Source organism: Rugamonas rubra (genome assembly GCF_900114705.1).
Classification (GTDB): domain Bacteria; phylum Pseudomonadota; class Gammaproteobacteria; order Burkholderiales; family Burkholderiaceae_D; genus Rugamonas; species Rugamonas rubra.
This window is the reverse complement of sequence record NZ_FOTW01000017.1, coordinates 124,318-146,898: the sequence shown is the minus strand read 5'-3', so window position 1 is coordinate 146,898 and position 22,581 is coordinate 124,318. Positions and strand designations below refer to the sequence as shown.

Annotated in this window: 18 protein-coding genes; 13 read left to right on the top strand and 5 right to left on the bottom strand. The window is 67.9% G+C overall.

The features are described from left to right. Positions 1-2 precede the first annotated feature (2 nt). From BM252_RS18375 to BM252_RS18365, 3 genes are all read right to left on the bottom strand, one after another. Positions 3-839: an HDOD domain-containing protein gene (locus BM252_RS18375; protein WP_093389120.1), complete on the bottom strand. Its 837-nt coding sequence runs from the start codon at positions 837-839 to the stop codon at positions 3-5. A gap of 170 nt (positions 840-1,009) precedes the next feature. After that, positions 1,010-1,291, bottom strand: coding sequence for a hypothetical protein (locus BM252_RS18370; protein ID WP_093389119.1), 282 nt, complete (start codon positions 1,289-1,291; stop codon positions 1,010-1,012). Next, on the bottom strand, positions 1,288-1,755 hold the full coding sequence (locus tag BM252_RS18365) for a MarR family winged helix-turn-helix transcriptional regulator (RefSeq protein WP_093389118.1): 468 nt from the start codon (positions 1,753-1,755) through the stop codon (positions 1,288-1,290). The genes BM252_RS18370 and BM252_RS18365 overlap by 4 nt, the downstream gene beginning before the upstream one ends. 125 nt (positions 1,756-1,880) lie before the next feature. Between BM252_RS18365 and BM252_RS18360 the strand changes: the two genes are divergently transcribed. The 10 genes from BM252_RS18360 (at position 1,881) to BM252_RS18315 (ending at position 16,811) form a co-directional block, all read left to right on the top strand. Further along, positions 1,881-2,780, top strand: coding sequence for a DMT family transporter (locus BM252_RS18360; RefSeq protein WP_093389117.1), 900 nt, complete (start codon positions 1,881-1,883; stop codon positions 2,778-2,780). 63 nt (positions 2,781-2,843) lie between these two features. Next, a complete protein-coding gene (locus BM252_RS18355; protein ID WP_093389116.1) occupies positions 2,844-3,791 on the top strand; it encodes a GlxA family transcriptional regulator in 948 nt (315 codons plus the stop codon). 206 nt (positions 3,792-3,997) lie between these two features. After that, positions 3,998-5,218, top strand: a complete 1,221-nt coding sequence (astC, locus tag BM252_RS18350; RefSeq protein ID WP_281249364.1) for an acetylornithine/succinylornithine family transaminase — start codon at positions 3,998-4,000, stop codon at positions 5,216-5,218. Between the two features lie 127 nt (positions 5,219-5,345). Further along, a complete protein-coding gene (locus BM252_RS18345) occupies positions 5,346-6,386 on the top strand; it encodes an arginine N-succinyltransferase (protein ID WP_093389114.1) in 1,041 nt (346 codons plus the stop codon). A gap of 37 nt (positions 6,387-6,423) precedes the next feature. Continuing rightward, positions 6,424-7,479 carry an arginine N-succinyltransferase gene (astA, locus tag BM252_RS18340; protein ID WP_093389113.1) on the top strand — a complete coding sequence of 352 codons (1,056 nt, stop codon included), beginning with the start codon at positions 6,424-6,426 and terminating at the stop codon, positions 7,477-7,479. Then, positions 7,472-8,947 carry a succinylglutamate-semialdehyde dehydrogenase gene (gene astD / locus BM252_RS18335; protein WP_093389112.1) on the top strand — a complete coding sequence of 492 codons (1,476 nt, stop codon included), beginning with the start codon at positions 7,472-7,474 and terminating at the stop codon, positions 8,945-8,947. Before astA ends, astD begins: the two co-directional genes overlap by 8 nt. 18 nt (positions 8,948-8,965) lie before the next feature. Continuing rightward, a complete protein-coding gene (gene astB, locus BM252_RS18330) occupies positions 8,966-10,306 on the top strand; it encodes an N-succinylarginine dihydrolase (RefSeq protein WP_093389111.1) in 1,341 nt (446 codons plus the stop codon). Between the two features lie 187 nt (positions 10,307-10,493). Further along, a complete protein-coding gene (locus BM252_RS18325) occupies positions 10,494-15,209 on the top strand; it encodes an NAD-glutamate dehydrogenase domain-containing protein (RefSeq protein ID WP_093389110.1) in 4,716 nt (1,571 codons plus the stop codon). A 4-nt stretch (positions 15,210-15,213) separates the two neighbouring features. Continuing rightward, on the top strand, positions 15,214-16,245 hold the full coding sequence (locus BM252_RS18320) for a succinylglutamate desuccinylase (RefSeq protein ID WP_093389109.1): 1,032 nt from the start codon (positions 15,214-15,216) through the stop codon (positions 16,243-16,245). Positions 16,246-16,301: 56 nt separating this feature from the next. After that, complete coding sequence (locus tag BM252_RS18315; protein WP_093389108.1) at positions 16,302-16,811, top strand: DUF1993 domain-containing protein; 510 nt, start codon at positions 16,302-16,304, stop codon at positions 16,809-16,811. A gap of 192 nt (positions 16,812-17,003) precedes the next feature. On the opposite strand, the gene BM252_RS32010 is transcribed toward BM252_RS18315, so the two are convergent. Beyond that, positions 17,004-17,576, bottom strand: a complete 573-nt coding sequence (locus BM252_RS32010; protein ID WP_093389107.1) for a glycine zipper 2TM domain-containing protein — start codon at positions 17,574-17,576, stop codon at positions 17,004-17,006. 198 nt (positions 17,577-17,774) lie between these two features. Between BM252_RS32010 and BM252_RS18305 the strand changes: the two genes are divergently transcribed. Both BM252_RS18305 and BM252_RS18300 read left to right on the top strand, forming a co-directional pair. Continuing rightward, complete coding sequence (locus tag BM252_RS18305; protein WP_093389106.1) at positions 17,775-18,350, top strand: YceI family protein; 576 nt, start codon at positions 17,775-17,777, stop codon at positions 18,348-18,350. Positions 18,351-18,650: 300 nt separating this feature from the next. Further along, a complete protein-coding gene (locus tag BM252_RS18300; protein WP_093389105.1) occupies positions 18,651-20,126 on the top strand; it encodes an APC family permease in 1,476 nt (491 codons plus the stop codon). Between the two features lie 279 nt (positions 20,127-20,405). Here BM252_RS18300 and BM252_RS18295 read toward each other — a convergent pair whose 3' ends face one another. Beyond that, the gene (locus tag BM252_RS18295; protein WP_093389104.1) at positions 20,406-20,663 is read right to left on the bottom strand and encodes a hypothetical protein; all 258 of its coding nucleotides are present in this window, start codon (positions 20,661-20,663) and stop codon (positions 20,406-20,408) included. Between the two features lie 241 nt (positions 20,664-20,904). Between BM252_RS18295 and BM252_RS18285 the strand changes: the two genes are divergently transcribed. Then, complete coding sequence (locus BM252_RS18285; protein WP_245774325.1) at positions 20,905-22,512, top strand: diguanylate cyclase; 1,608 nt, start codon at positions 20,905-20,907, stop codon at positions 22,510-22,512. The last annotated feature ends 69 nt before the right edge of the window (positions 22,513-22,581 follow it).

The window sequence follows — 22,581 nt, the reverse complement described above, 5'->3', positions numbered from 1 at the left end:
CTTTACAGCATCAGCACGGCGAACAGCGACTTCACCTCGTCGGCCGATTCGGCCATGATGTCGTGCAGCGTGCCCTCGCCGACCACGAAGTCGATGGTGCGCGCCGCCTGCGGCGTGGTGGCGCCCGGCCGCTCGTGCAGCGGCGAGGGGATGGGCGCCAGGTCGTTGGCCAGCAGCAGGGTGTCGCCCAGCGTCTCGGGCGGCAGCGCGCGCATGCCGTGCCACAGCGCCTCGACCGAGGCCTGCACCGCCTCGGGGATGACCAGCTTGGCGAACACGCCACGGCCGATGGCCACCTCGCCGTGCTCGACCCAGTCCTCCGGCTCGCCGTCCATGATGCCCGGGTAGGCGCCGGCCTGCGACAGCATGTAGAAGCCGGCCACCTCGTGGACGATGCCGGCGAACAGCGCCGTGTCCGGGTCGACCCGGGTGACGCGGCGGGCGATCACCTGGGCCAGCGCGGCGACGTGGGCGGTGTGCTGCCACAGCTGGGCCGCCTTGGCCCGCAGGCCGGGGTCGGTGATCTGGCTGCCGATCTGCCGCACGATCAGCGCCGCCACCAGCGATTGCAGCGTGCGCACGCCGAGGCGCTGCACGGCCGAACGCACGTTGGTGATCTCGTTGCCGGAACGGTTGTAGGCGACCGAGTTGGCGATCGCCACGGCGCGCGCCGACAGCAGCGGGTCGGCCTGGATCAGCTTGACGGCGGCCTCGCTGTGGCAGTCGGGGTCGTTCAACGCCTGTTGCAGTTTGATGGAGGCGCTCACGTTGCTGGGGAACGTCAGTTCTCCCCGGCTCGCTTGAGCGGCGATGTGTTGAAAGGCGGCTAGTCTGTCCATTGAAAAAATTATACTCGCAATATTGCCGCAGGGAATTTTTTAAATGTTGAATTTATACTTCAGACGTCCCGAGGGGCGCGCCGGCCTTACCCCGCAGAAAAAAGGGGTCAGACCCCGTCCGGGGTCTGACCCCGTGGCGCATCGGGGTGCGGGGTAAAAACCTGGCTAGCTCAGGCCTCGCGGAAGATGGCGTCGCAGCCGTCCTGGGTGCCGTCGGTGTCCTCCAGCTCGTCGACCAGGCCGAGGTCGAACAGCTCCTCGATCGCGTTGATGTAGCTGTTGGGCTTGGTCGCGCCGATCAGGCGGTAGATCTGGCCGTCCTCGTTGCGGATGCCGATCAGCAGTTTTTCCTGGCGCACGATGTCCGGGGTGCTGACGTTGAGCAGCAGGTTGCCGATGATGTGTTTGTCGAATTTCGCAGGCGTCATGCCCTCGAGCAGAGTCGTTTTCAAATGATTTCCTTGGTTGTGTCGAGAATGGGTGGCGGGCCGCCGGCCGATATCACCTGTTTCAGTCCGGCCAGGGTGTGTTCCAGGGCGGCGAAGTCGTCCTCGCTGTAGTGGGCGAACACCTGGCTGCCCATCGCTATCACCTGCGGAAACACCTCGCGGAAGGTTTGTTCGCCGGTCGCGGTGAGGCGGATGAAGTAGGAGCGCTTGTCGTCGACGCTGCGCTCGCGTTCCACCAGCCCCTTGTGCTCCAGCCGGTCGATCACGCCGGTCAGTGTGCCCTTGGTGATCAGGGTTTTGTCGCCCAGCTCCTTGTACGTCATGCCGGCCGTGTTGCCCAGCGTGGCGATGATGTCGAACTGGGCGTGCGTCAGGCCGCAACGACGCACGTGTTCGCCCGACAGGCGCTCAAAACCCTGTATGCATTCGGCCAACAGCCGGATACTTTTCAAATATCGTTCACCCATAGGCATGATTATAGCCGTCCGGCCGCCGGCCGCTGGATGGTTCGCCATTTTCGCCACGGCCGGGTACTATATGCCGTGCGCCAATTAGTTGGCAGTTTATCTATCCGCTACGAGATTCCCTTTTCATGCCCCACCACCTACGCGGTATTGCCGCTCTGCTCGTCGTCACTCTCGTTTGGGGCACCACCTTTCCCGCCATGAAGGACATGACCGGCAGCCTGTCGGCCAACTGGATCGTGCTGGTGCGCTTCGCCCTGGCCAGCCTGTTGCTGTCGCCCTTCTTGTGGCGCGCCCGCCGCGCCGACCTGGTGCAGGGCGCGCTGGTCGGCGTGGTGCTGTTCGTCTGCTACGTCTGCCAGATCGAGGGCTTGGCGCTGACCAGTTCCAACCGCAACGCCTTCGTCACCGGACTCAACGTGCTGGTGGTGCCGCTGCTGGGCGTGCTGGCCGGCCGCGCGCCGGAGCGCCGCATCGTCGTCGCCCTGCTGCTGGCGCTGGCCGGCCTGTTCGCGCTGTGCTGGGACGGCGGCCTGAGCTGGGGGCGCGGCGACACCCTGGCGCTGGTGGCGGCGCTGTGCTTCGGCGTCTACGTCAAGATGATGGAGGGCGCCACCCGCAAGGTCGACAAGCTGATGACCTTGACGGCGGCGCAGATCGTCACCGTGGCGCTGTGCGCGGCGCTGTGGCTGGCTGTCAAGGAGGTGCCGGACGGCGCCGCCGCCGCCCGCTACTGGGCCGGCGTGGCCGAGGCGCTGCGCCAGTACTCGACCAACCTGGTCTACCTGGGCGTGGTGGCCACCGCCGCCATCATCTCGCTGCAGACCTGGGGCCAGAGCCACAGCACGGCCAACGAGGCGGCCGTGATCTACGCCTTCGAGCCGGGCTGCGCCGCCATCTTCGCCTATTTCTGGCTCAACGAGACGCTGGCCTGGACCGGCCTGCTGGGCGCCGCCCTGTTGATCTCCGGTATGATAGTGAGCCAGTGGAGCACCGAGCGCCCGTCCGCCGCGCTGGCGCCGGAATGAGGCCGCGCGCCGCCGCAGTGGCCCACCCAACGACAACCATGCCCCCAGTCCCACGCCCGACCGATGTCCTTCGCTAATCTTTCCCGCCTCGCCCAGGAGCGGCCGCTGCGCATGCTGTTGGTCAACGCCGGCGAGGCCGACGCCCTGACCTGGGCCGGCCTGGTGCAACCGTTGCGCGGCGCCGCCGCCATCCTCGGCCCGGACCTGTTGCAGCTCGACGTGCGCACGCCGGCCGAGGCGCTGCTGGGCCAGCCCGGCTGGCACCTGGCCCTGCTGGTGGCCGACGAGACGCAGGCGGCGCCGCCGCCCGAGCTGTGCCGCGCCGTCATCGAGCGCTGCCGCTCGGCGCAGTTCTGGGGCGGCGTCGGCGCCGCCGTGCTGTGGCTGGCCGACGCCGGCGTGATGGGCGGCGTGCGCGTCGCCCTGCCGTGGGCGCTGTACGCCGACACCGAGGAGATCAGCGACCGCGCCATCCTCACCCCGCACCTGTTCGAGATCGACGGCCGCCACCTGAGCTGCTGCGGCGGCGCCGCCAGCATCGACTTCGCGCTGACCCTGGTCGAGTGTCTGTTCGGCGCCACGGTGCAGGCCAGCATCAAGGAGGCCCTGTGCGTCGAGCGCGTGCGCGGCCACGAGGAGCGCCAGCGGGTCGCCCTGCAGGCCCGCTTCGGCGCGCTGCAGCCCAAGCTGTCCGAGGCCGTCACCCTGATGGAGGCCAACATCGAGGAGCCGCTGTCGACCGACGACATCGCCAACCTGGTCGGCCTGTCGCGCCGCCAGCTCGAGCGCCTGTTCAAGCAATACCTGGGCAGCCTGCCGTCGCGCTACTACCTGGAGCTGCGCCTGCAACGGGCGCGCCAGTTGCTGCTCGACACCAACAATTCCATCGTGCAAGTCGGGCTGATGTGCGGCTTCTCCTCCGGCTCGCACTTCTCCACCGCCTTCGGCGCGCTGTTCGGCAACACCCCGCGCGAAGAGCGCCAGCGCAAGCTGATGCCGCCGACCGCCTGACAACGCCAACTGCGGGGCGGCGCCGGCGCCGGCGCCGCGTGGCCGAAGCGGCAAGCTTGCCCGCCGGTCAAAAATGAAAATCCTTGTCGCAGTTAGAAAAGAGTTTTAGCATCCCGCTTTTTATAATGTGTACACCAGTCGGCTGTTGCGCCGCCACCGTACCTAACTTGATCGGAAATGCCATGAATGCCAAGCTTGATTCGACCGTGACCACACGTCCCGTGACCCGTCAGACCTTCGACGAGGTGCTGGTGCCGACCTACGCGCCGGCCGCCATGGTGCCGGTGCGCGCCGCCGGCCTGGACCTGTGGGACCAGAACGGCAAGCACTACCTCGACTTCACCTCGGGCATCGCGGTCACCGCGCTGGGTCATTGCAATCCGCTGGTGGTCGAGGCGCTGACCAAGCAGGCCAACACGCTGTGGCATCTGGGCAACGGTTACACCAACGAGCCGGTGCTGCGCCTGGCCTGCGCGCTGACCGAGGCGACCTTCGCCGACCGCGCCTTCTTCTGCAACTCCGGCGCCGAAGCCAACGAGGCCGCCCTCAAGCTGGCGCGCAAGCACGCCCACACCAAGTTCGGCGCGCACAAGTCGCGCATCGTCTCCTGCTTCCACTCCTTCCACGGCCGCACCCTGTTCACCGTGTCGGTCGGCGGCCAGGCCAAGTACACCGAGGGCTTCGAGCCGCTGCCACCGTCGATCGACCACATTCCGTACAACGACATCGAAGCGGCCCGTTCGGCCATCGGCGACGACGTTTGCGCCGTGGTGGTCGAACCGATCCAGGGCGAGGGCGGCGTGGTGCCGGGCGACGTCGCCTTCCTGAAGGAACTGCGCGCGCTGTGCGACAAGACCGGCGCCGTGCTGATCTTCGACGAAGTCCAATCCGGCATGGGCCGCACCGGCGAGCTGTTCGCCTACATGGGCTGCGGCGTCACGCCGGACGTGCTGACCGCCGCCAAGGCGCTGGGCAACGGCTACCCGATCGGCGCCATGCTGACCACCGAGGAACTGGCCAAGACCCTGTCGGTCGGCACCCACGGCACCACCTACGGCGGCAACCCGCTGGCCGCCACGGTGGCGCTGACCGTGCTCGACACGATCAACCAGCCGGCCTTCCTGGCCCGCGTCAAGGAAGCCAGCGCCAAGCTGGTGGCCACGCTGAACCAGATCGTCGCCGACTACCCGCAGGTGTTCACCCTGGTGCGCGGCTCCGGCCTGCTGCTCGGCATGGTGGTGGCGGAGGCCTTCAAGGGCCGCTCGAAGGACATCCAGAAGGCCGCCGAAGCACAGGGCCTGATGGTGCTGATCGCCGGCACCGAGGTGCTGCGTTTGGCGCCGGCGCTGATCGTCTCCGACGCGCAGATCGCCGAGTTCGACGGTTTGATGCGCGCCGCCCTCGACAGCCTGACCAAGGCCGCCTGAGAGGCCGGCTGACCAAGGCCACCTGAGTGGCCAACACCGCCCGCGCCGCCAGGTCGGCGCGGGCCATCCGCCCCGCCGCGTTCGCGGCGGGGCGGCATTTGCTATTGATCGCATTGAAGGAGCTCACATGTACGTTGTCCGTCCGGTAGAACTAGCGGATATTGCTGCCCTCGAAGCGCTGGCCGCAGTGACCATGCCGGGTGTCCACACCTTGCCCAAGACGCGCGACAAGATCGCCGAGGCGGTCGAGCGTTCGCTGGCCTCGTTCGCCGCGCATGTCGACATCCCCAGCGAGGAATCGTACCTGTTCGTGCTCGAATCGCTGGACAGCGGCGGCAGCGGCAGCATCGTCGGCACCGCCGCGATCTACGCCTCGGCCGGCTCGAACGGCACCTATTTCTCCTTCCGCAACGACGTCATCCAGCAGGTCTCGCGCGACCTCAACATCAGCCACAGCGTGCACGCGCTGACCCTGTGCTCCGAGCTGACGGCCTGCTCGCAATTGTCCAGCTTCTACGTCGCCGAGCAGGAACAGGCCGGCCCCGAGGCGGCGCTGCTGTCGCGCGCCCGCCTGCTGTACGCCGTGCTGGCGCCGCAGCGCTTCGGCGACCGCTTCTTCGTGCCGCTGGCCGGCATCACCGACGCCGCCGGCGGTTCGCCGTTCTGGGACGCGCTGGGCCGCAAATTCTTCCAAATGGACTTCCTCGACGCCGAACGCGTCATCGGCGGCGCGCGCAACCGCACGCTGATCGTCGAGCTGATGCCGCACTACCCGGTCTACGTGCCGCTGCTGCCGGGCGACGCCCAGGCGGCCATGGGCCAGATCCACCCGTCAGGCGAACTGGCCTTCAACCTGCTGACGGCCGAGGGCTTCGAGGCCGACGACTACATCGACATCTTCGACGGCGGCCCCATCCTGCAGGCCAACAAGAACGCGCTGCGCACCTTCAACGGCGCCATGCAGCGCCGCGTCGAAACGGCGGCGCCCGAGCGCACCGCAGTGCCGCGCGTGAGCTACGCCATCGCCGTCGCCTCGGAGCAGAACTTCCGCGCCGTGGTGGCCGAGTGCGCCCCGGTCGAGGCCGGCGTCGGCGTCAGCCTGTCGAAGGATGTGCAGGAGGCGCTGCAGGTCGCCGAGGGCGACACCGTCATCTGTGTGCGCCTGTGACGGCGCGCGCGAGAACTTTTACTCAAGTGGGAACCCTATGCTAGTAGTACGCGCAATTAAGGCCGATGACCTGGACGCCCTGTACGTGATGGCCAGCCAGGTCGGCAGTGGCATGACCACCCTCAAGCCGGACATGAAGATGCTGGGCGACCGCGTCGCCGTCGCCGTCGCCTCCTTCGCCGAGACCATCCCGCCGGCCAAGCGCGACTACATGTTCGTCATGGAGGACACCGACAGCGGCCGCCTGGCCGGCGTCTGCGCCATCAAGGGCGCGGTCGGGCTGGAGGAGCCGTTCTACAACTACCGCATCGGCACCCTGGTCCATTCCAGCCGCGAGCTCGACGTGTTCACCCGCATGGAAACGCTGTACCTGTCGAACGACCTGACCGGCAGCACCGAGCTGTGCTCGCTGTTCCTGCACCCCGACTACCGCACCGGCAACAACGGCAAGCTGCTGTCGAAATGCCGCTTCCTGTTCATCGCCCAGTTCCCCCACCTGTTCACCGAGAAGCTGATCGCCGAGATGCGCGGCTTCCAGGAGGCCGACGGCCGCTCGCCCTTCTACGAGGGCCTGGGCCGGCACTTCTTCAAGATGGACTTCAACCACGTCGACGACCTGACCGCGCTGGGCAAGAAGTCCTTCATCGCCGAGCTGATGCCGCGCCAGCCGCTGTACGTGGCCTACCTGCCGGACGAGGCGCAGGAGGTGATCGGCAAGGTCCACGTGTCGACCGCGCCGGCCCGCCGCCTGCTCGAGCAGGAGGGCATGCACTTCGAGGGCTACGTCGACATCTTCGACGCCGGCCCGGTGCTGCAGGCCCGCGTCTCCGAGCTGCGCGCCATGCGCGACAGCGAGCTGTCGCAAATCGGCGTGGCCGGCGAGGTCGAATCGACCTGCGCCAGCGACATCGGCGCCGAGCCGACGCTGGTCTCCAACACCGACCTGCAAGATTTCCGCATGATCCTGTCGCCGACCGTGCCGCTGCACGGCGCGCTGGCCCTGTCCGAGGCCGAACAGGAACTGCTGCATTGCCATCCGGGCGACACCGTGCGCACCCTGCCACTCAATCTGAGGAAGAATCCCCATGTCTGAACACGCTCTGAGTAACTTCATCAACGGCCAATGGCTGGCGGGTAGCGGCGCCGAACTGGTCACCATCGATCCGGCCAGCGGCCGCCAGACCTGGGCCAGCCGCGCTTCCACCGCAGCGGACGTGGCGCGCGCCGGCGCCGCCGCGCGTGCCGCCTTCGAGGGCTGGGCCACGACGCCGCTGGAGCAGCGCATCGCCGTCTGCACGCGCTTCCGCGACCTGCTCAAGCAGCACGCCGAGGAGCTGGCGCTGCTGATCTCCGAGGAGGTCGGCAAACCCTTGTGGGAGTCGCGCACCGAAGTGACCACCATGGCCAACAAGGTCGACATCTCGGTGCAGGCCTACGCCGCCCGCACCGGCGAGAGCCACAACAAGGTGGCCGACGGCGAGGCGGTGCTGCGCCACCGCCCGCACGGCGTGTTCGGCGTGTTCGGCCCGTACAACTTCCCCGGCCACCTGCCCAACGGCCATATCGTGCCTGCCCTGATCGCCGGCAACACCATCGTCTTCAAGCCGAGCGAGTACGCGCCGCGCAGCGCCGTCAAGACGGTGCAGCTGTGGCAGCAGGCCGGCCTGCCGGCCGGCGTGCTCAACCTGGTCAACGGCGGCCGCGACACCGGCGTCGCGCTGGGCCAGGACGCCGAGCTGGACGGCGTGCTGTTCACCGGCAGCTGCCAGACCGGCAGCGCGCTGCACAAGCAGTTCGGCGGCCAGCCTGGCAAGATGCTGGCGCTGGAAATGGGCGGCAACAACCCGCTGGTGGTGTGGGACGTCAAGGACATCGACGCCGCCGTCTTCATGGCCGTCTCCTCGGCCTTCATCTCGGCCGGCCAGCGCTGCACCTGCGCGCGCCGCCTGATCGTGCAGGACACGCCGGAGGCGGCCGCCTTCATCGCCCGCCTGGTCGACGTGGCCGGCCGCCTGACCATCGGCCCGGCCGACGCCGAGCCGGCGCCGTTCATGGGCCCCGTGGTGTCGGCCGCCGTGGCCCAGCGCCTGCTGCAGGCGCAGGCCGACCTGGTCGCCAAGGGCGGCAAGAACCTGCTGCAGATGCGCCAGTTGGTGGCCGACACCGGCTTCGTCTCGGCCGGCATCGTCGACGTCACCGGCGTCCAGGGCATTCCCGACGAGGAGTGGTTCGGCCCGCTGTTGCAGATCGTCCGCGTGGCCGATTTCGACGCCGCCATCAAGGCCGCCAACGCCACCGAGTTCGGCCTGGCCGCCGCGCTGATCTCGACCGACGCGGCGCTGTGGCAGACCTTCCAGCAGCGCGCCCGCGCCGGCATCGTCAACTGGAACCGGCCGACCACGGGCGCGGCCAGCAGCGCGCCGTTCGGCGGCGTCGGCAAGTCCGGCAACCACCGGCCGAGCGCCTACTACGCGGCCGACTACTGCGCCTACCCGGTCGCCTCGATCGAGAACAGCGCGCTGGAAATGCCGGCCAAGCTCTCGCCCGGCATGAACTTCTAAAGACAGGAAAACCGCACCATGCGCAACGCACGCGAATTCAACTTCGACGGCCTGGTTGGCCCCTCGCACAACTACGCCGGCCTCTCGTTCGGCAACGTCGCCTCGTTCAGCAACGTCAAGAGCGCCTCGAATCCGAAACTGGCGGCCCTGCAGGGCCTGGCCAAGATGCGCGCGCTGGCCGCGCGCGGCTTCGCCCAGGCGCTGCTGCCGCCGCAGGACCGGCCGAATTTCCGTCTGTTGCGCAGCGTCGGTTTTTGCGGCAGCGACGCCGAGGTGCTGGCGCAGGCCTGGAAGGCCTCGCCGGTGATCCTGGCCTGCGCCTGGTCGGCCTCGCCGATGTGGACCGCCAACGCCGCCACCGTCAGCCCCTCGGCCGACAGTGGCGACGGCCGCGCCCACTTCACCCCTGCCAACTTGAACAACAAGCTGCACCGCGCCTTCGAGCACGCCCAGTCGGCGCGCAGCCTGCGCGCCATCTTTAGCGACCAGCGCCACTTCGCCGTGCACGACGCGCTGCCCGGCACGCCGGCCTTCGGCGACGAGGGCGCCGCCAACCACACCCGCCTGTGCGCCAGCCACGGCGCCGCCGCCGTCGAGATGTTCGTCTACGGCCGCGTCGAGTTCGACGCCAGCGCGCCGGCGCCCAAGCGCTATCCGGCGCGGCAGACGCTGGAGGCCTCGCAGGCCGTGGCCCGCCTGCACGGCCTGGCCGACGAGCGCACCGTCTACATCCAGCAGAATCCGGACGTGATCGACCAGGGCGTGTTCCACAACGACGTCATCGCGGTCGGCAACGGCAACGTGTTGTTCTACCACGAGCAGGCCTTCGCCGACGAGGCGGGCGGCCTGGCCAAGCTGCGCGGCGCCATGGCCGGCGTCGGCGCCGAACTCGAGGCGATCCGCGTTGATACCAAACAGGTATCAGTGGCCGACGCCGTCGCCAGCTATTTGTTCAACAGCCAGCTGCTGTCCAAGGCGGACGGCAAGATGGCCCTGGTGATCCCGCAGGAATGCCAGGAGAACGCCGCCGTGGCCGGCTATCTGCAAGGCCTGGTGGCCAGCGGCGGCGCGGTCGACGAACTGATTCACTTCGACCTGCGGCAGAGCATGCGCAACGGCGGCGGGCCGGCCTGCCTGCGCCTGCGCGTGGCGCTGAACGACGCCGAGGCGGCCGCCATGCACCAAGGCGTGGTGATGACCGAGGCGCTGTACCATACGCTGGTGGCCTGGGTCGAGAAGCACTACCGCGACCGGCTCGAGCCGCAGGACCTGGCTGATCCGGCGCTGGCGCTGGAGGTGCACGCCGCGCTCGAGGAATTGAGCCGCATTCTCGGCCTGCCCGGTTTATATGATTTGTAATCGCGATTTGTAATCACCAGGCATATGCACGAACATGCACGAATTGTAGAATCACGCATCGTCCCCACATGGGGGCTTAGAATTTAACGGGGTAGGGCCAACCCCTGCCTTTTTATCGAGTCGACGCCGCCCAGCCACAAGCGAGGCGGCGCGGACGGAATACACACAACGTATTGGAGAATTCACGATGAAACAAATGCCACACGATCTGCGCACGCAAACGCTCGATTTGGTCAACGCCAGCAAACCCGCCGCCGACAGCGGCCAGGTGGCCGCCTTGATCAGCGCCTGGCTCGGCTCCCTGGATGAGGACGACCTGGCCGGCATCGCGCCCGACAGCCTGGCGCCGGTCCTGTGGCAGGGCTTCACCCAGGCGGCGCGCCGCACGGGTGGCGGCTGCCAGATCGCCAAGCTGCGCTACGCGGACGGTCGCGGCGGCATGGCCACGGCACTGTTGATTCTGAATGACGATATGCCCTACCTGGTCGATTCGATCGTGATGACCATGCGCAAACAGCGCGTGGCCGTCAGCGGGGTGCTCAATTCCGTGCTGGCCGTGCGCCGCGCCGACGACGGCAGCGCCGTCGCGGTCGGCCAGGCCGGCGACAAGCTCGAATCGTGGGTGCTCTGCCTGTTGGCGGACGACCTGCAGGAAGCCGAACTGGCGGCCCTGGTCGCCAAGCTGGACATGGTCGCGCGCGACGCCGCCGTGGTGCGCCGCGACCACGCCGCCATGACCGCCCACTTCGCCAGCGTTGGCGCGGCCGCCGCTGCGGCCGGCGGCGCGGAAGGCCAGGAAGTGGCCGCCTTCCTCGACTGGGCCCGCAGCGAGGGCTTCGAGCCGTTCGGCTACGCCTACTACGCCGTCAAACCCGGCGTGCGCGAGCTGGAACGCGACATCCCCAGCCGCATCGGCGTGCTGCAGGACACCTCGCACCCGGTCTACGGCACCTGCCTGGCCAACATCCCCGGCGACTTCGACACCCTGTCCAAGCGCGACCACTCGCTGTCCATCGTCAAGGCCGACGTCGAGGGCACGCTGCACCGCGACCAGCAGCTCGACTTCATCGGCGTGCGCCACACCGACGCACAGGGCGCCATCCTCGGCGAGCACTGCTTCGTCGGCCTGTTCACCCGCGCCGCCACCGCCACCCCGCTGGGCCGCCTGCCGTTCGCCCGTGGCCGCATCGCCAAGGTGCTGAGCATCGCCGGCGTGCGCCAGGAGGGCTTCCGCGCCGAGAAGTTCATCGAGATCCTCGAATCGCTGCCGCGCACCGAGGCGCTGGAAGCCGAGCCGGAATGGCTGGCCGAAGTCTGCGGCGCCGTGGTCTCGCTGTACAAGCAGCCGCGCACCAAGGTGTTCGCCCGCCGCGACGTCTACGCCCGCCACCTCAACGTGCTGGTCTACCTGCCGCGCGAGCGCTACAGCGCCAGCGTGGCGGCGGCCCTGGCCAAGGCCCTGCAGGCCAGCTCCGGCGCCACCCACGTCAGCTCGCAAACCCTGGTGGCCGACGGTCCGCTGGCCCGCCTGTACCTGATCGCCCACGCCGCGCGCTACCCGCTCGACCTGGAAGCCGACATCCAGCGTCCGCTGCTGTCGGTGCTCGACGGCTGGCTCGACAACTTCGCCACCCTGTCCGACGCCGTGTTCGACGTGCCGATGCGCGCCAGCCTGCGCAAGCTCGGCGCCAGCCTGCCGGCCGACTACGTCGCCGCCACCGCGCCGAGCGTGGCCTTCCACGACCTCGGCTCCATCCTGCGCAACACCGACGCCGGCCGTGTCGCCGTGCGCGTCGAGACGGCGGCCGAGGCCACCACCATCCGCCTGTACTCGGTCGAGCGCGCGCCGTCGCTGTCGACCATCCTGCCGGCGCTGCACAACGCCGGCGTCGCCATCGACCGCGAGCAGGCCTACAGCATCACCGCGCCGGACGGCAAACGCCACGTCGTCACCAGCCTGGCGGTGGACGCCGCCAGCGCCGCCAAACTGGCGCTGCCCAAGGTGGTCGCCGTGGCGCAGGAACTGTTCGCCGCGCTGTTCAACGACGAGGCCGAGGACGGCCGCTTGAACGGCCTGGTCATCGAAGGCGGCCTGAGCATGCGCGAGATCCAGCTGGTGCGCGCCTACATGAGCTACTGGCGCCAGACCGGCAGCCGCTTCTCGGTGCGCTACATCGCCGAGAGCCTGCGCAAGCAGCCGGTGGTGGTCAAGCAGCTGGTCGACGCCTTCCTGCAGCGCTTCGACCCTTCGCTGAGCGAAGCCCAGCGCGTCGCCGCGCGCGACAGCCTGGTCGCCATCAAGGCCAACCTGGCGGCGATCAACCACGCCGACAGCGAGGAGATCCTCGGCGCCGTGGCCGACCTGATGCTGGCCACGCTGCGCACCAACTACTTCCAAAACGCCCAGCAGGGCGACAAGATCATCTTCAAGTTCGACACCAGCACCTTGGCGCTGGTGCCGGAACCGCGTCCGTTCCGCGAGATCTTCGTCTTCTCGCGCCGCTTCGAGGGCTTGCACCTGCGCGGCGGCCCGGTCGCCCGTGGCGGCCTGCGCTGGTCCGACCGGATGGAAGACTACCGCACCGAGGTGCTCGGCCTGGTCAAGGCGCAGATGGTGAAGAACGCCGTCATCGTGCCGGCCGGCGCCAAGGGCGGCTTCGTCTGCAAACAGATGCCGAAGGACGCCGTGCGCGAAACCATCGCCGCCGAAGGCGAAGCGGTCTACCGCCTGTTCATCGCCAGCCTGCTGGAGGTGACCGACAACCGCGTGCTGGGCAACATCGTGCCGCCGGCCGACACCGTCTGCTACGACGGCGGCGACCCGTATCTGGTGGTGGCGGCCGACAAGGGCACCGCGACCTTCTCCGACATCGCCAACGGCATCGCCGTCAAGCGCGGCTTCTGGCTGGGCGACGCCTTCGCCTCGGGCGGCTCGAACGGCTACGACCACAAGAAGATGGGCATCACCGCCAAGGGCGCGTTCGAGGCGGTCAAGCGCCACTTCTATGAACTCGACCACGACATGAACACCACCCCGATCAGCATGGTCGGCGTGGGCGACATGTCGGGCGACGTGTTCGGCAACGGCGTGCTGCTGTCGCGCCAACTGAAGGTGCTGGCCGCCTTCGACCACCGCCACATCTTCCTCGACCCGACGCCGGACGTCGCCGTCTCCTTCGCCGAGCGCGAGCGCATGTTCGCGCTGCCGCGCTCCTCGTGGGAGGACTACAACAAGGAGCTGATCTCGGCCGGCGGCGGCGTGTTCCCGCGCAGCGCCCGCAGCATCGAGCTGTCGCCGCAGATCCGCGCCGCGCTCGACATCGAGGAAACCGCGCTGCCACCGGAAGAGCTGATGCACCGCATCCTGCTGGCGCCGGTCGACCTGTTCTACAACGGCGGCATCGGCACCTACATCAAGGCCTCGACCGAAAGCCACGCCCAGGTCAAGGACCGCGCCAACGACAACATCCGCGTCGACGGCAGCCAGCTGCGCTGCAAGGTCGTCGCCGAGGGCGGCAACCTGGGCGCGACCCAGTCGGGCCGCATCGAGTTCGCCCTGGCGGGCGGCCGCATCTTCACCGACGCGATCGACAACTCGGCCGGCGTGGATTGCTCCGACCATGAAGTGAACGCGAAGATGTGGCTGGACGTGGAAATGAACGCCGGCCTGCTGAGCGAGGCCGAGCGCAACCGCGTGCTGAACGACATGACCGCCGACATCGAGCGCCTGGTCCTGCGCGACAACACCCTGCAAACCCATCTGCTGGTGCGCGAGGCGCAGGCCCAGTCCGAGGCCTCGGTGCAGGACGGCTACGCCGCCCTGATCGCCAGCCTGGAGGAGGAGGGCGCCCTGTCGCGCGAACTGGAACAGCTGCCGACGGTGGCCGAACTGGCGCGCCGCAAGGCCGACAACCGCTGCCTGACCACGCCGGAACTGGCGGTGGTGATCGCCAACGTGAAGAACCGCTACAAGCGCATCCTGTCGGCGCTGCCGCTGACCGACGCCAGCTGGGCCGAGTCGGTGCTCAAGCCCTACTTCCCCGACCTGCTGGTGGCCACCCGCAGCGCGTTGGCGCACCCGCTGGCCAACGCCATCCTGGCCACCGTGCTGGCCAATGAAGTGATCAACCGTTGCGGTCCGCTGATGTTGCGCGACCTGGCGGCCGAACACGGCGTCGACGAGTCGGAAGTGATCCTGGCCTGGGGCCAGGCTTGGTCGGCGCTGAACCTGGCGCCGGTCTTCGAGGCGCTCGACGCCGACGCGCTGAACGTGCCGCGCGCCGTCTCGATCAAGGTCGACGGCCGTACTCGCGGTTTGCAGAAGGCCGTCATCGAGGGTGTGCTGTCGGTGCCCGCCGAGCAGCTGCGCGCCGCCGGCGGCCTGCAAGAGCTGACCCGCCTGTTCAAGAAGCCGGAACTGCTGCAACAGCTGACCCCGGCCGACGCCGAGTCGGATATCGACGCCACGGTGGCGCTGCGTCCCGCCTTCGTGCAGGCATGGCAGGCGGTCGACGCGATCGAGGCGGTGGCGGCCTTCGTCTTCGCCGCGCTGTCGGTCAGCCGTCCGGCCGACATGGACCTGCCGGCCTTCCTGCAGCTTGGTCTGGCGCTGCGCGGCCAGGTCGGCATCGACACGCTGGAACGCGGCCTGAAACTGCCGGCCCACAGCAAGTCGCAGGAACAACTGCGCAGCTACGCCCAGCACGCGCTGCGCCGTACCCAGCAGCGTTTGCTGGGCCAGGTGCTGCAACGCGCCACCGACGGCCACGACTCGGTCGAGGCGGTCGAGGTGGTGACCAACACGCTGGGCCTGTCCGGCTACCCGGTCGCCGGCGACTTGGAGCAGGCCATGCTCGACGTGTGGGCCCTGTCCGAGGCGATCAGCTCGTCCGTGGCGGCATAAGCGGATGCACAAGAGCGATACAGCAGTGAGCGAAACCGGCGGCGCGCAGGCGCTGCCGGAGGCGGTGCGCGCCCTGGCCGAAGCCGATTTCGGCGCGGTCGCGGCGCGCTTCACGGCGGCCGGCTTCGCGGTGACGCAGCCGGCCGACGGCATCCTGACCATCAAGGCGACAGCAGGCGAGGGTGCGTCGCAACGCGCCAGCGTGCTGGTGTCGGTCGGCGTGCATGGCGACGAAACCGGGCCGATCGAAGTGGTGGCGTATTTGTTGGACGCGCTGTCGCACCAGGCCGGCCAGTTGCAGGCCGACCTGATGCTCTGCGTCGGCAACATCGACGCCATCCGCGCCGGCAAGCGCTTCATCGACGCCGACTTGAACCGCATGTTCCGCGCCGAGCGGGGCACGCTGGCCGGCACCGCCGAGGCGGCGCGCGCCGACGTGATGATGGCGGCCACCGCCGCCTTCTTCGCCGACGCCGGGCCGCAGCGTTGGCACCTCGACCTGCACACGGCGATCCGGCCGTCGGTCTACCCGACCTTCGCCATCGTGCCCGAGCTGATCGAGGACGGCGCCCGCCGTGGCCTGATCGACTGGCTGGGCCGGGCCGGCATCGGCGCCATCATCATGAACCCGGCTTCGGCCGGAACGTATAGCTACTACTCGTCGGAGCACCACGGCGCGGCCGGAACCACGGTCGAGCTGGGGCGCATCGGCACGCTGGGGCAGAACGACATCGGCCAGTTCGCCGCAGCCTCGGCGGCGCTCGACGCGCTGCTGCGCGGCGCGTCCGCGCCCGAGGCCAAGCAGCAGCCGCATGTGTTCAACACGGCGCAGCAGATCATCAAGCTGAGCGACGGCTTCCGCATGGCCTTCGGCCGCGACACGCAAAACTTCACCGCGCTGCCGCAGGGCGCCGAAATCGCCCGCGACGGCGACAAGGTCTACACCGTGCAGCACGCCGAGGAACTGGTGGTCTTCCCCAATCCGGACGTGCGCGTGGGTTTGCGCGCCGGCTTGATGGTGGTGCGGGTTTCGTGATTCGCAGTTGACACCCCGGGGCGGCGCCGTGCCGTCCCGCTACCGAAAGGCCAGCCATGTCACTATCGATGTACCAGGCGTCCATTCCCGCCTTCCTGCGCGCCCTCGGCGTGCTGCACACCCTGCTGGAAAAGGCCCAGGCCCATGCGGAAGAGCACGGCATCGTGCCGGAGACCCTGCTCGGCGCCCGCTTGGCCGACGACATGCTGCCGCTGTCGGCGCAGGTGCAGCGCGCCAGCGACGCCTCCAAACTGGCGGTGGAACGTTTGAGCGGCATCGCCTCGCCCAAGTTCGCCGACGACGAGACCAGCTTCCAGCAACTGGAGCAGCGCATCGCCGCCACCGTCGCTTATTTGAACAGCGTCACGCCGGCCGATCTGGAGCAGGGCGCCACGCGCGAGGTCAAGCTGAGCTTCGGCGCCTTCCAGGCCGAGTTCAACGGCGCCGACTATCTGCTCAGCTTCGCGCTGCCCAACTTCTACTTCCACATCGTTACCGCCTACGACATCCTGCGCAACCAGGGCGTGGCGGTAGGTAAGCGCGACTACCTCGGCCACTTCGGCTAAAAATGCCTTTGTCCGTACGCCAGGGACGCCAGCAAAACCCGAGGGCGTAACCCTGAAGCCTAGGGGTCTGACCCCGTACGGGGTCAGACCCCGGCCGTGGTGGACCGGGGTGGGGTAAACAGAAAAGCCGCCGGCAAACTGCCCGGCGGCTCACTCGCGGGCCGTGCCCGCGTTCCCTTTATGTTTCGACGATCAGCGTTCCGGCTGCTGCGGCTCCTGCTGGCGCTTCTGCACCTCGTTGCCCAGCATGCCGCCGCCGATGGCGCCGGCCACGGTGGCCAGCGTGCGGCCACGGCCGCTGCCGACCTGGTTGCCGAGCAGCCCGCCGATCACCGCGCCCGCGCCGATGCCGACATAGTTCGGTTGCTGCGGCTGTTGTTGTTGCTGCGGTTGCGGCGCCTGCTGGCGCGGCCGTTCATAGTCGGCCTGCGAGGCCTGCGAGGCCTGCGCCACCTGCGTGCTGTGGTGCGGACGCGGCGCCTTGTGCGGCGCGGGCGCCGGCGCGGCGGTACGTACCGGCTCGGCCGGTGCCTGCTGCGCCAACGCGGCTGCCTGCGGCGGAATCTGGCCCTTGCCGGCCACCTCGACCGGAGCGAACTCCGAGGTCGGCGTGCCGCTCGCCGCGCCGCCGGGGCCGATGGCGCCCTTCGACGTCGGCAGCCAACCGGCGATGGCCGCAGTGCCCACCATGGCCAGCACGGTGACGGAAATCGCCGCGCCGGCGACCAGTGGATGAATGCGCGATACGGTTCTGATCTTTTCCATTTTGATGCTCCTGAAGGTGGTGGCTACTGCATGGCCCAAGATTAACGGCGCCTTGTTGTACAAGCTATACCGTGCGCTGTATCAGAAGTAAGCAGGTGTAACCGCATACTTGAAAACAGCGTTTGATCGTGCCGTGGCGGCGCGCTACACTGGCGCCTCGTCCGCACCGCCCGCAATGACAAACATAAGGAGACCGCGATGAAAAAACTGTTTTTGTTGTCCCTGGCCGGCCTGTGCGCCAGCGCCGCGCTGCACGCCGCGCCGGCCAGCTACACCATCGATCCTGACCACACCTTCCCCAGCTTCGAGGCCGACCACATGGGCATCTCCATCTGGCGCGGCAAGGTCAATAAGAGCAGCGGCAGCGTCACCGTGGACAAGGAGTCCGGCTACGGCATGGTCGACGTCAAGATCGACCTGGCCAGCATCGACTTCGGCCAGGACGCGCTGAACAAATGGGCGCAGGGGCCGGACTTCTTCGACCTGGCCAAGTATCCGACGACGGCGTATCGCGGCAAGTTGACCGGCTTCGTCAACGGCGCGCCGACCGAGGCCGTGGGCGAGCTGACGCTGCACGGCGTGAGCAAACCGGTGAACCTGAAGATCAACTCCTTCAAGTGCATTCCCCACCCGATGCTCAAGCGCGAGCTGTGCGGCGCCGACGCGCTGGCGGTGATCCAACGCGACCAGTTCGGCCTGAGCGCCGGCAAGGACTATGGTTTCAAGATGGACGTCACGTTGCGCATCCAGGTCGAAGCGCTGAAAACGGAGTAAACGATATGGGCGCGGCCCAAGGGCGTGGCCCAAGGGCGTGGCCCAAGGGCGTGGCCCAAGGGCGTGGCCCAAGGGCGGGGCCCGACACCTCTTGTCATCTTGATAGCGGCGCGGCGGCGGAGCAGCGCCGGCCCGCTTTGTCAACATTTCCCGCACCGCAAATCCGTTGCTATTTTTGTACAAAATTACTTTATGGGGAAACGCGGCGAAGCCCTATAATCGCTTAGTTTTTTTGACCCCCGAACTTTTCGAGGGCGACGTTATCCACGCCGCCCAAGCAACTGAATTGAAGGAATGCCTGTGAACCAAACGCTGGTCCAGAAATTGATCCGCACCAAGCCGGTCGATACCACAGTCGAGTACGTCGCCGAGCCCACCGCCAGCGGCAACGGATTGCACCGCTCCATCGGCCTGTTCCCGCTGACCATGATCGGCGTCGGCGCCACCATCGGCACCGGTATTTTCTTCACGATGGTCGAGGCCGTGCCCAAGGCCGGCCCCTCGGTCGTCCTGTCCTTCCTAATAGCCGCCATCACCGCCGGCCTGACCGCGCTGTGCTACGCCGAGCTGTCGTTCCGCATCCCCGCCTCCGGCTCGTCCTACTCCTTCGCCTACGCCACGGTGGGCGAGTTCCTCGCCTTCATCATGGCGGCCTGCCTGCTGCTCGAATACGGGCTGGCGGCCAGCGCCACGGCGATCGGCTGGTCGGCCTATCTGAACAACTTCCTCGGCAACGCCTTCGGCGTGCACATCCCGGAAATGCTCAGGTCGCCGATGATCGTCTCCGGGCTGAAGGGCGTGGAGTTCCATCCCGGCCATATCAACCTGCCGCCCATCCTGCTGGTCTGCCTGTGCTGCTTCCTGCTGCTACGCGGCACCAAGGAATCGGCCACCACCAACGCCATCATGGTGATGATCAAGCTGGCGATTTTGATCTTCTTCATCGTCATCGCCTTCTCCGGCTTCGACGCCAACAACTTCGTGCCCTTCTTCAACACCGACAACAGCAAGGGCTTCGCCGGCATGTCCGGCGTGACGGCCGCCGCCGGCACGGTGTTCTTCTCCTTCATCGGCCTCGACACGGTGGCCACCGCCGGCGAGGAGGTGCGCAATCCGAAACGCAACGTGCCGATCGGCATTTTGGCGGCGCTGGTCATCGTCACCGTGTTCTACCTGCTGGTGGCGGTGGCGGCGCTGGGCGCCCAGCCGGCCGCCAAGTTCGAGGGCCAGGAGGCCGGCCTCGCCGTGATCCTGCAAAACGTCACCGGCAAGACCTGGCCGGCGCTGATCCTCTCGGCCGGCGCCGTCATCTCGGTGTTCAGCGTGACCCTGGTGACCATCTACGGCCAGACCCGCATCCTGTATGCCATCTCGCGCGACGGCCTGATCTCCAAGTCCTTCCAGACCGTCAACCCGCGCACCGCCGCGCCGGTCAGCAACACCCTCATCGTCTGCATGGTGGTGGGTCTGGTGGCCGGCTTCGTCGACGCCACCTTCCTGTGGGACATGGTCAGCATGGGCACGCTGACCGCCTTCATCGTCGTCTCGCTGGCCGTGCCGGTGATGCGCAAGAAGGAGAACGGCAAGGGCATCAAGGGCTTCCGCGTGCCCTTCGGCCCCTACGTGGTGCCGGGCCTGAGCATCTTCGCCTGTCTGTACATCATGCGCGACTTGTCGGGCACCACCTTCCGCATCTTCTTCATCTGGATGACGGCGGCGATCCTCACCTACTTCCTGTACGGCATGCGCAACTCGCGCCTGAACAAGCCGGCCTGAACCCTGCCCGCCCAATGAAAAAGACCCGGTCGCTCGCGCGCCGGGTCTTTTTGCTTTCCGGGGGGGAAGGCTTAGTCTTGGTTCAGCTTGCCGCCGACGTACAGGCGCAGCACCAGGAAGGTCAGGCCGACTGCCGCCATCAGGGCCGGCAGTTGGACGAGGACTTTGAGCATATCGTTCATCATGATTATTGCTCCGACTTGGCGCCGAGGTACAGGCGGACGATCAGACCGGTGGCGGCGAGGGCGGCCGGCAGGTTTTGCAGGATATCGAGCATGATCAACCCCGCGAAGCCATGAAGCGCAGCTCGGCCGACAGGTTCGGTGCGATGTGCTCGTAGTCGTCGGCCATGCGCGACAGGTAGGTGCAGGTCGAGTCCTTGTTGCTCTGCGAAACAAGCGCCTCGTCAGCGGCCGTTGCGCGTGGGTTCACCGCGAACAATGCTGCCAGCAGGCTGCGTGCCGCGCTCAGGACATTGCTCACGTAACCGCCATGGGCGAAGTCGTTGTAGTCGAAGGTGTTGTTTGCTGTGCTCATTTGAGGCTCCTGTTTGTCTGTATGTTGCAGTGCAGTATAGGTGGCTTTTCGTCATAAGCCCACTTTCAATTTGTGATGGATGCCATATGCAAACCGTATAACACTGCAAAACATTTACGCAGAACTAATTCCGCATGGCAATGTATCGGATGTGCCACAAGGCAAGTTCTCCTATGAGAAAGGGGCGTTTGATCGGCTATCATGCCTGTCTGTACGGCAACAAAATTAAGCGGAGAAATAGATGTCCCTGAGGATCAAATTTATGCTGGCCCTGCTGTTGACGGGCCTGGCGGCGGTGGCGATGGTCGGCGGCCTGGCCTATGTGGGCGTCACCACCAAGGTCGATTTGATCCGGCGCCAGCAGGCGGCTGATCATTTTTACAAGTATATGAGCGCCTATGTCGGCCGCTACGGCAGTTGGCGGGCCGCCATCGCCGCCGAGTCTTTCGACAGCTTCATGCAGCGCACGATCACGGCCGAGGGCGACAGCGCCGGCCGGGAGGCCGGCGCGGCGGTGGCGCCGCTGCCGGTCGGCTTGGGGCGCGGCATCGGCGCCGACGGCCGGCCCGTGGCGCAGCCGATGGGCCCGGCCGGGCGCGACGATGTGCGCCCCGCTCCGCCCGGCGATATGCGCGCCGGCGCGCCGGATGGTGAGCGACGCGGGCCGCCTGACGGCGAACGACTCGGTCCGGCCTACGGCGAGCGGCGCGGTCCAATGGACGGCGAGCGGCGCGGCCCTCGCGACGACGAGCGGCGCGATTCAGCCGACGGCGACCGGCGTGGTCCGCCCGACGGGGCAAGGCGCGGCCCGCCCGAGGGCGACCGCGCCGGCGCGCCCCAGGACCGGCGGCGGCCCGACAAGCGCCGTGGCGGCCCGCCGCCCTTCCACTTCATCGTCACCGACCAGGACTACAAGGTAGTGCTGGGCGCCGGCACCTACCGGCCCGGCGAGCCCCTGCCGGCGGCGGCGCGCGAGGGCGCCCGCGCCGTCATGGTCGACGGCCGCCCGGCGCTGTACATCTCGTCGGAGGGCGTGCTCACGCCGAGCAAGCAGGAGCAGCAGTATCTGAGCGCGGTGCGCGAGGCGCTGCTGGCCGGTGCGGCGGCGGCGGCGGTGCTGGCGCTGCTGCTGGGCGTGCTGTTGAGCCGGGGCTTGAGCCGCACGCTGACCCGCCTGACCGAGGCGGTGCGCGCCATGCACGGCGGCTCGCTGCTGCAGCGCGTGCCGGTGCAGGGCAGGGACGAGGTGGCGGCGCTGGCCACCGCCTTCAACGAGATGAGCGAACAACTGGCGCACAGCCACGCCGAGCTGCACGCCTCGCACCAGACGATTTTGGAGCAGGCCGAGCAGCTGCGCGAGCTGAGCGTGCGCGACGCCCTCACCGCCCTGTACAACCGCCGCCACTTCGACGAGCAGGCCGTCACGCTGTTCAACCAGGCGGTGCGCCACCAGCGCCCATTGAGCCTGGTGATCGGCGATATCGACTTCTTCAAGCGCATCAACGACCAGTTTTCGCACGCCACCGGCGACGCCGTGCTGCGCAAGGTCGGCGAGATCCTGCGCGGGCATATGCGCTTGAGCGATCTGGTGGCGCGCTACGGCGGCGAGGAGTTCGTCATCGCGCTGCCGGAGACGGCGCTGCCGCAGGCGGCCGCCTTGTGCGACAAGCTGCGCGAGCTGATCGAGGGCTTTCCCTGGCACGAGGTGCATCCCGACTTGACGGTGACGATGAGCATGGGCGTCTGCGCCGACATCGCCGCCGGCACCGCCGAGGCCATGCTGCAGAAGGCCGACGCGCTGCTGTACCGCGCCAAGGCGACGGGACGCAACCGGGTGTGCTTCGCTTGAGGCCCCGGTGGGAGAGCGAGGGTCAGACCCTTAGGGTCTGACCCTGGATTCGCGCCGCCGGGCTTCCTA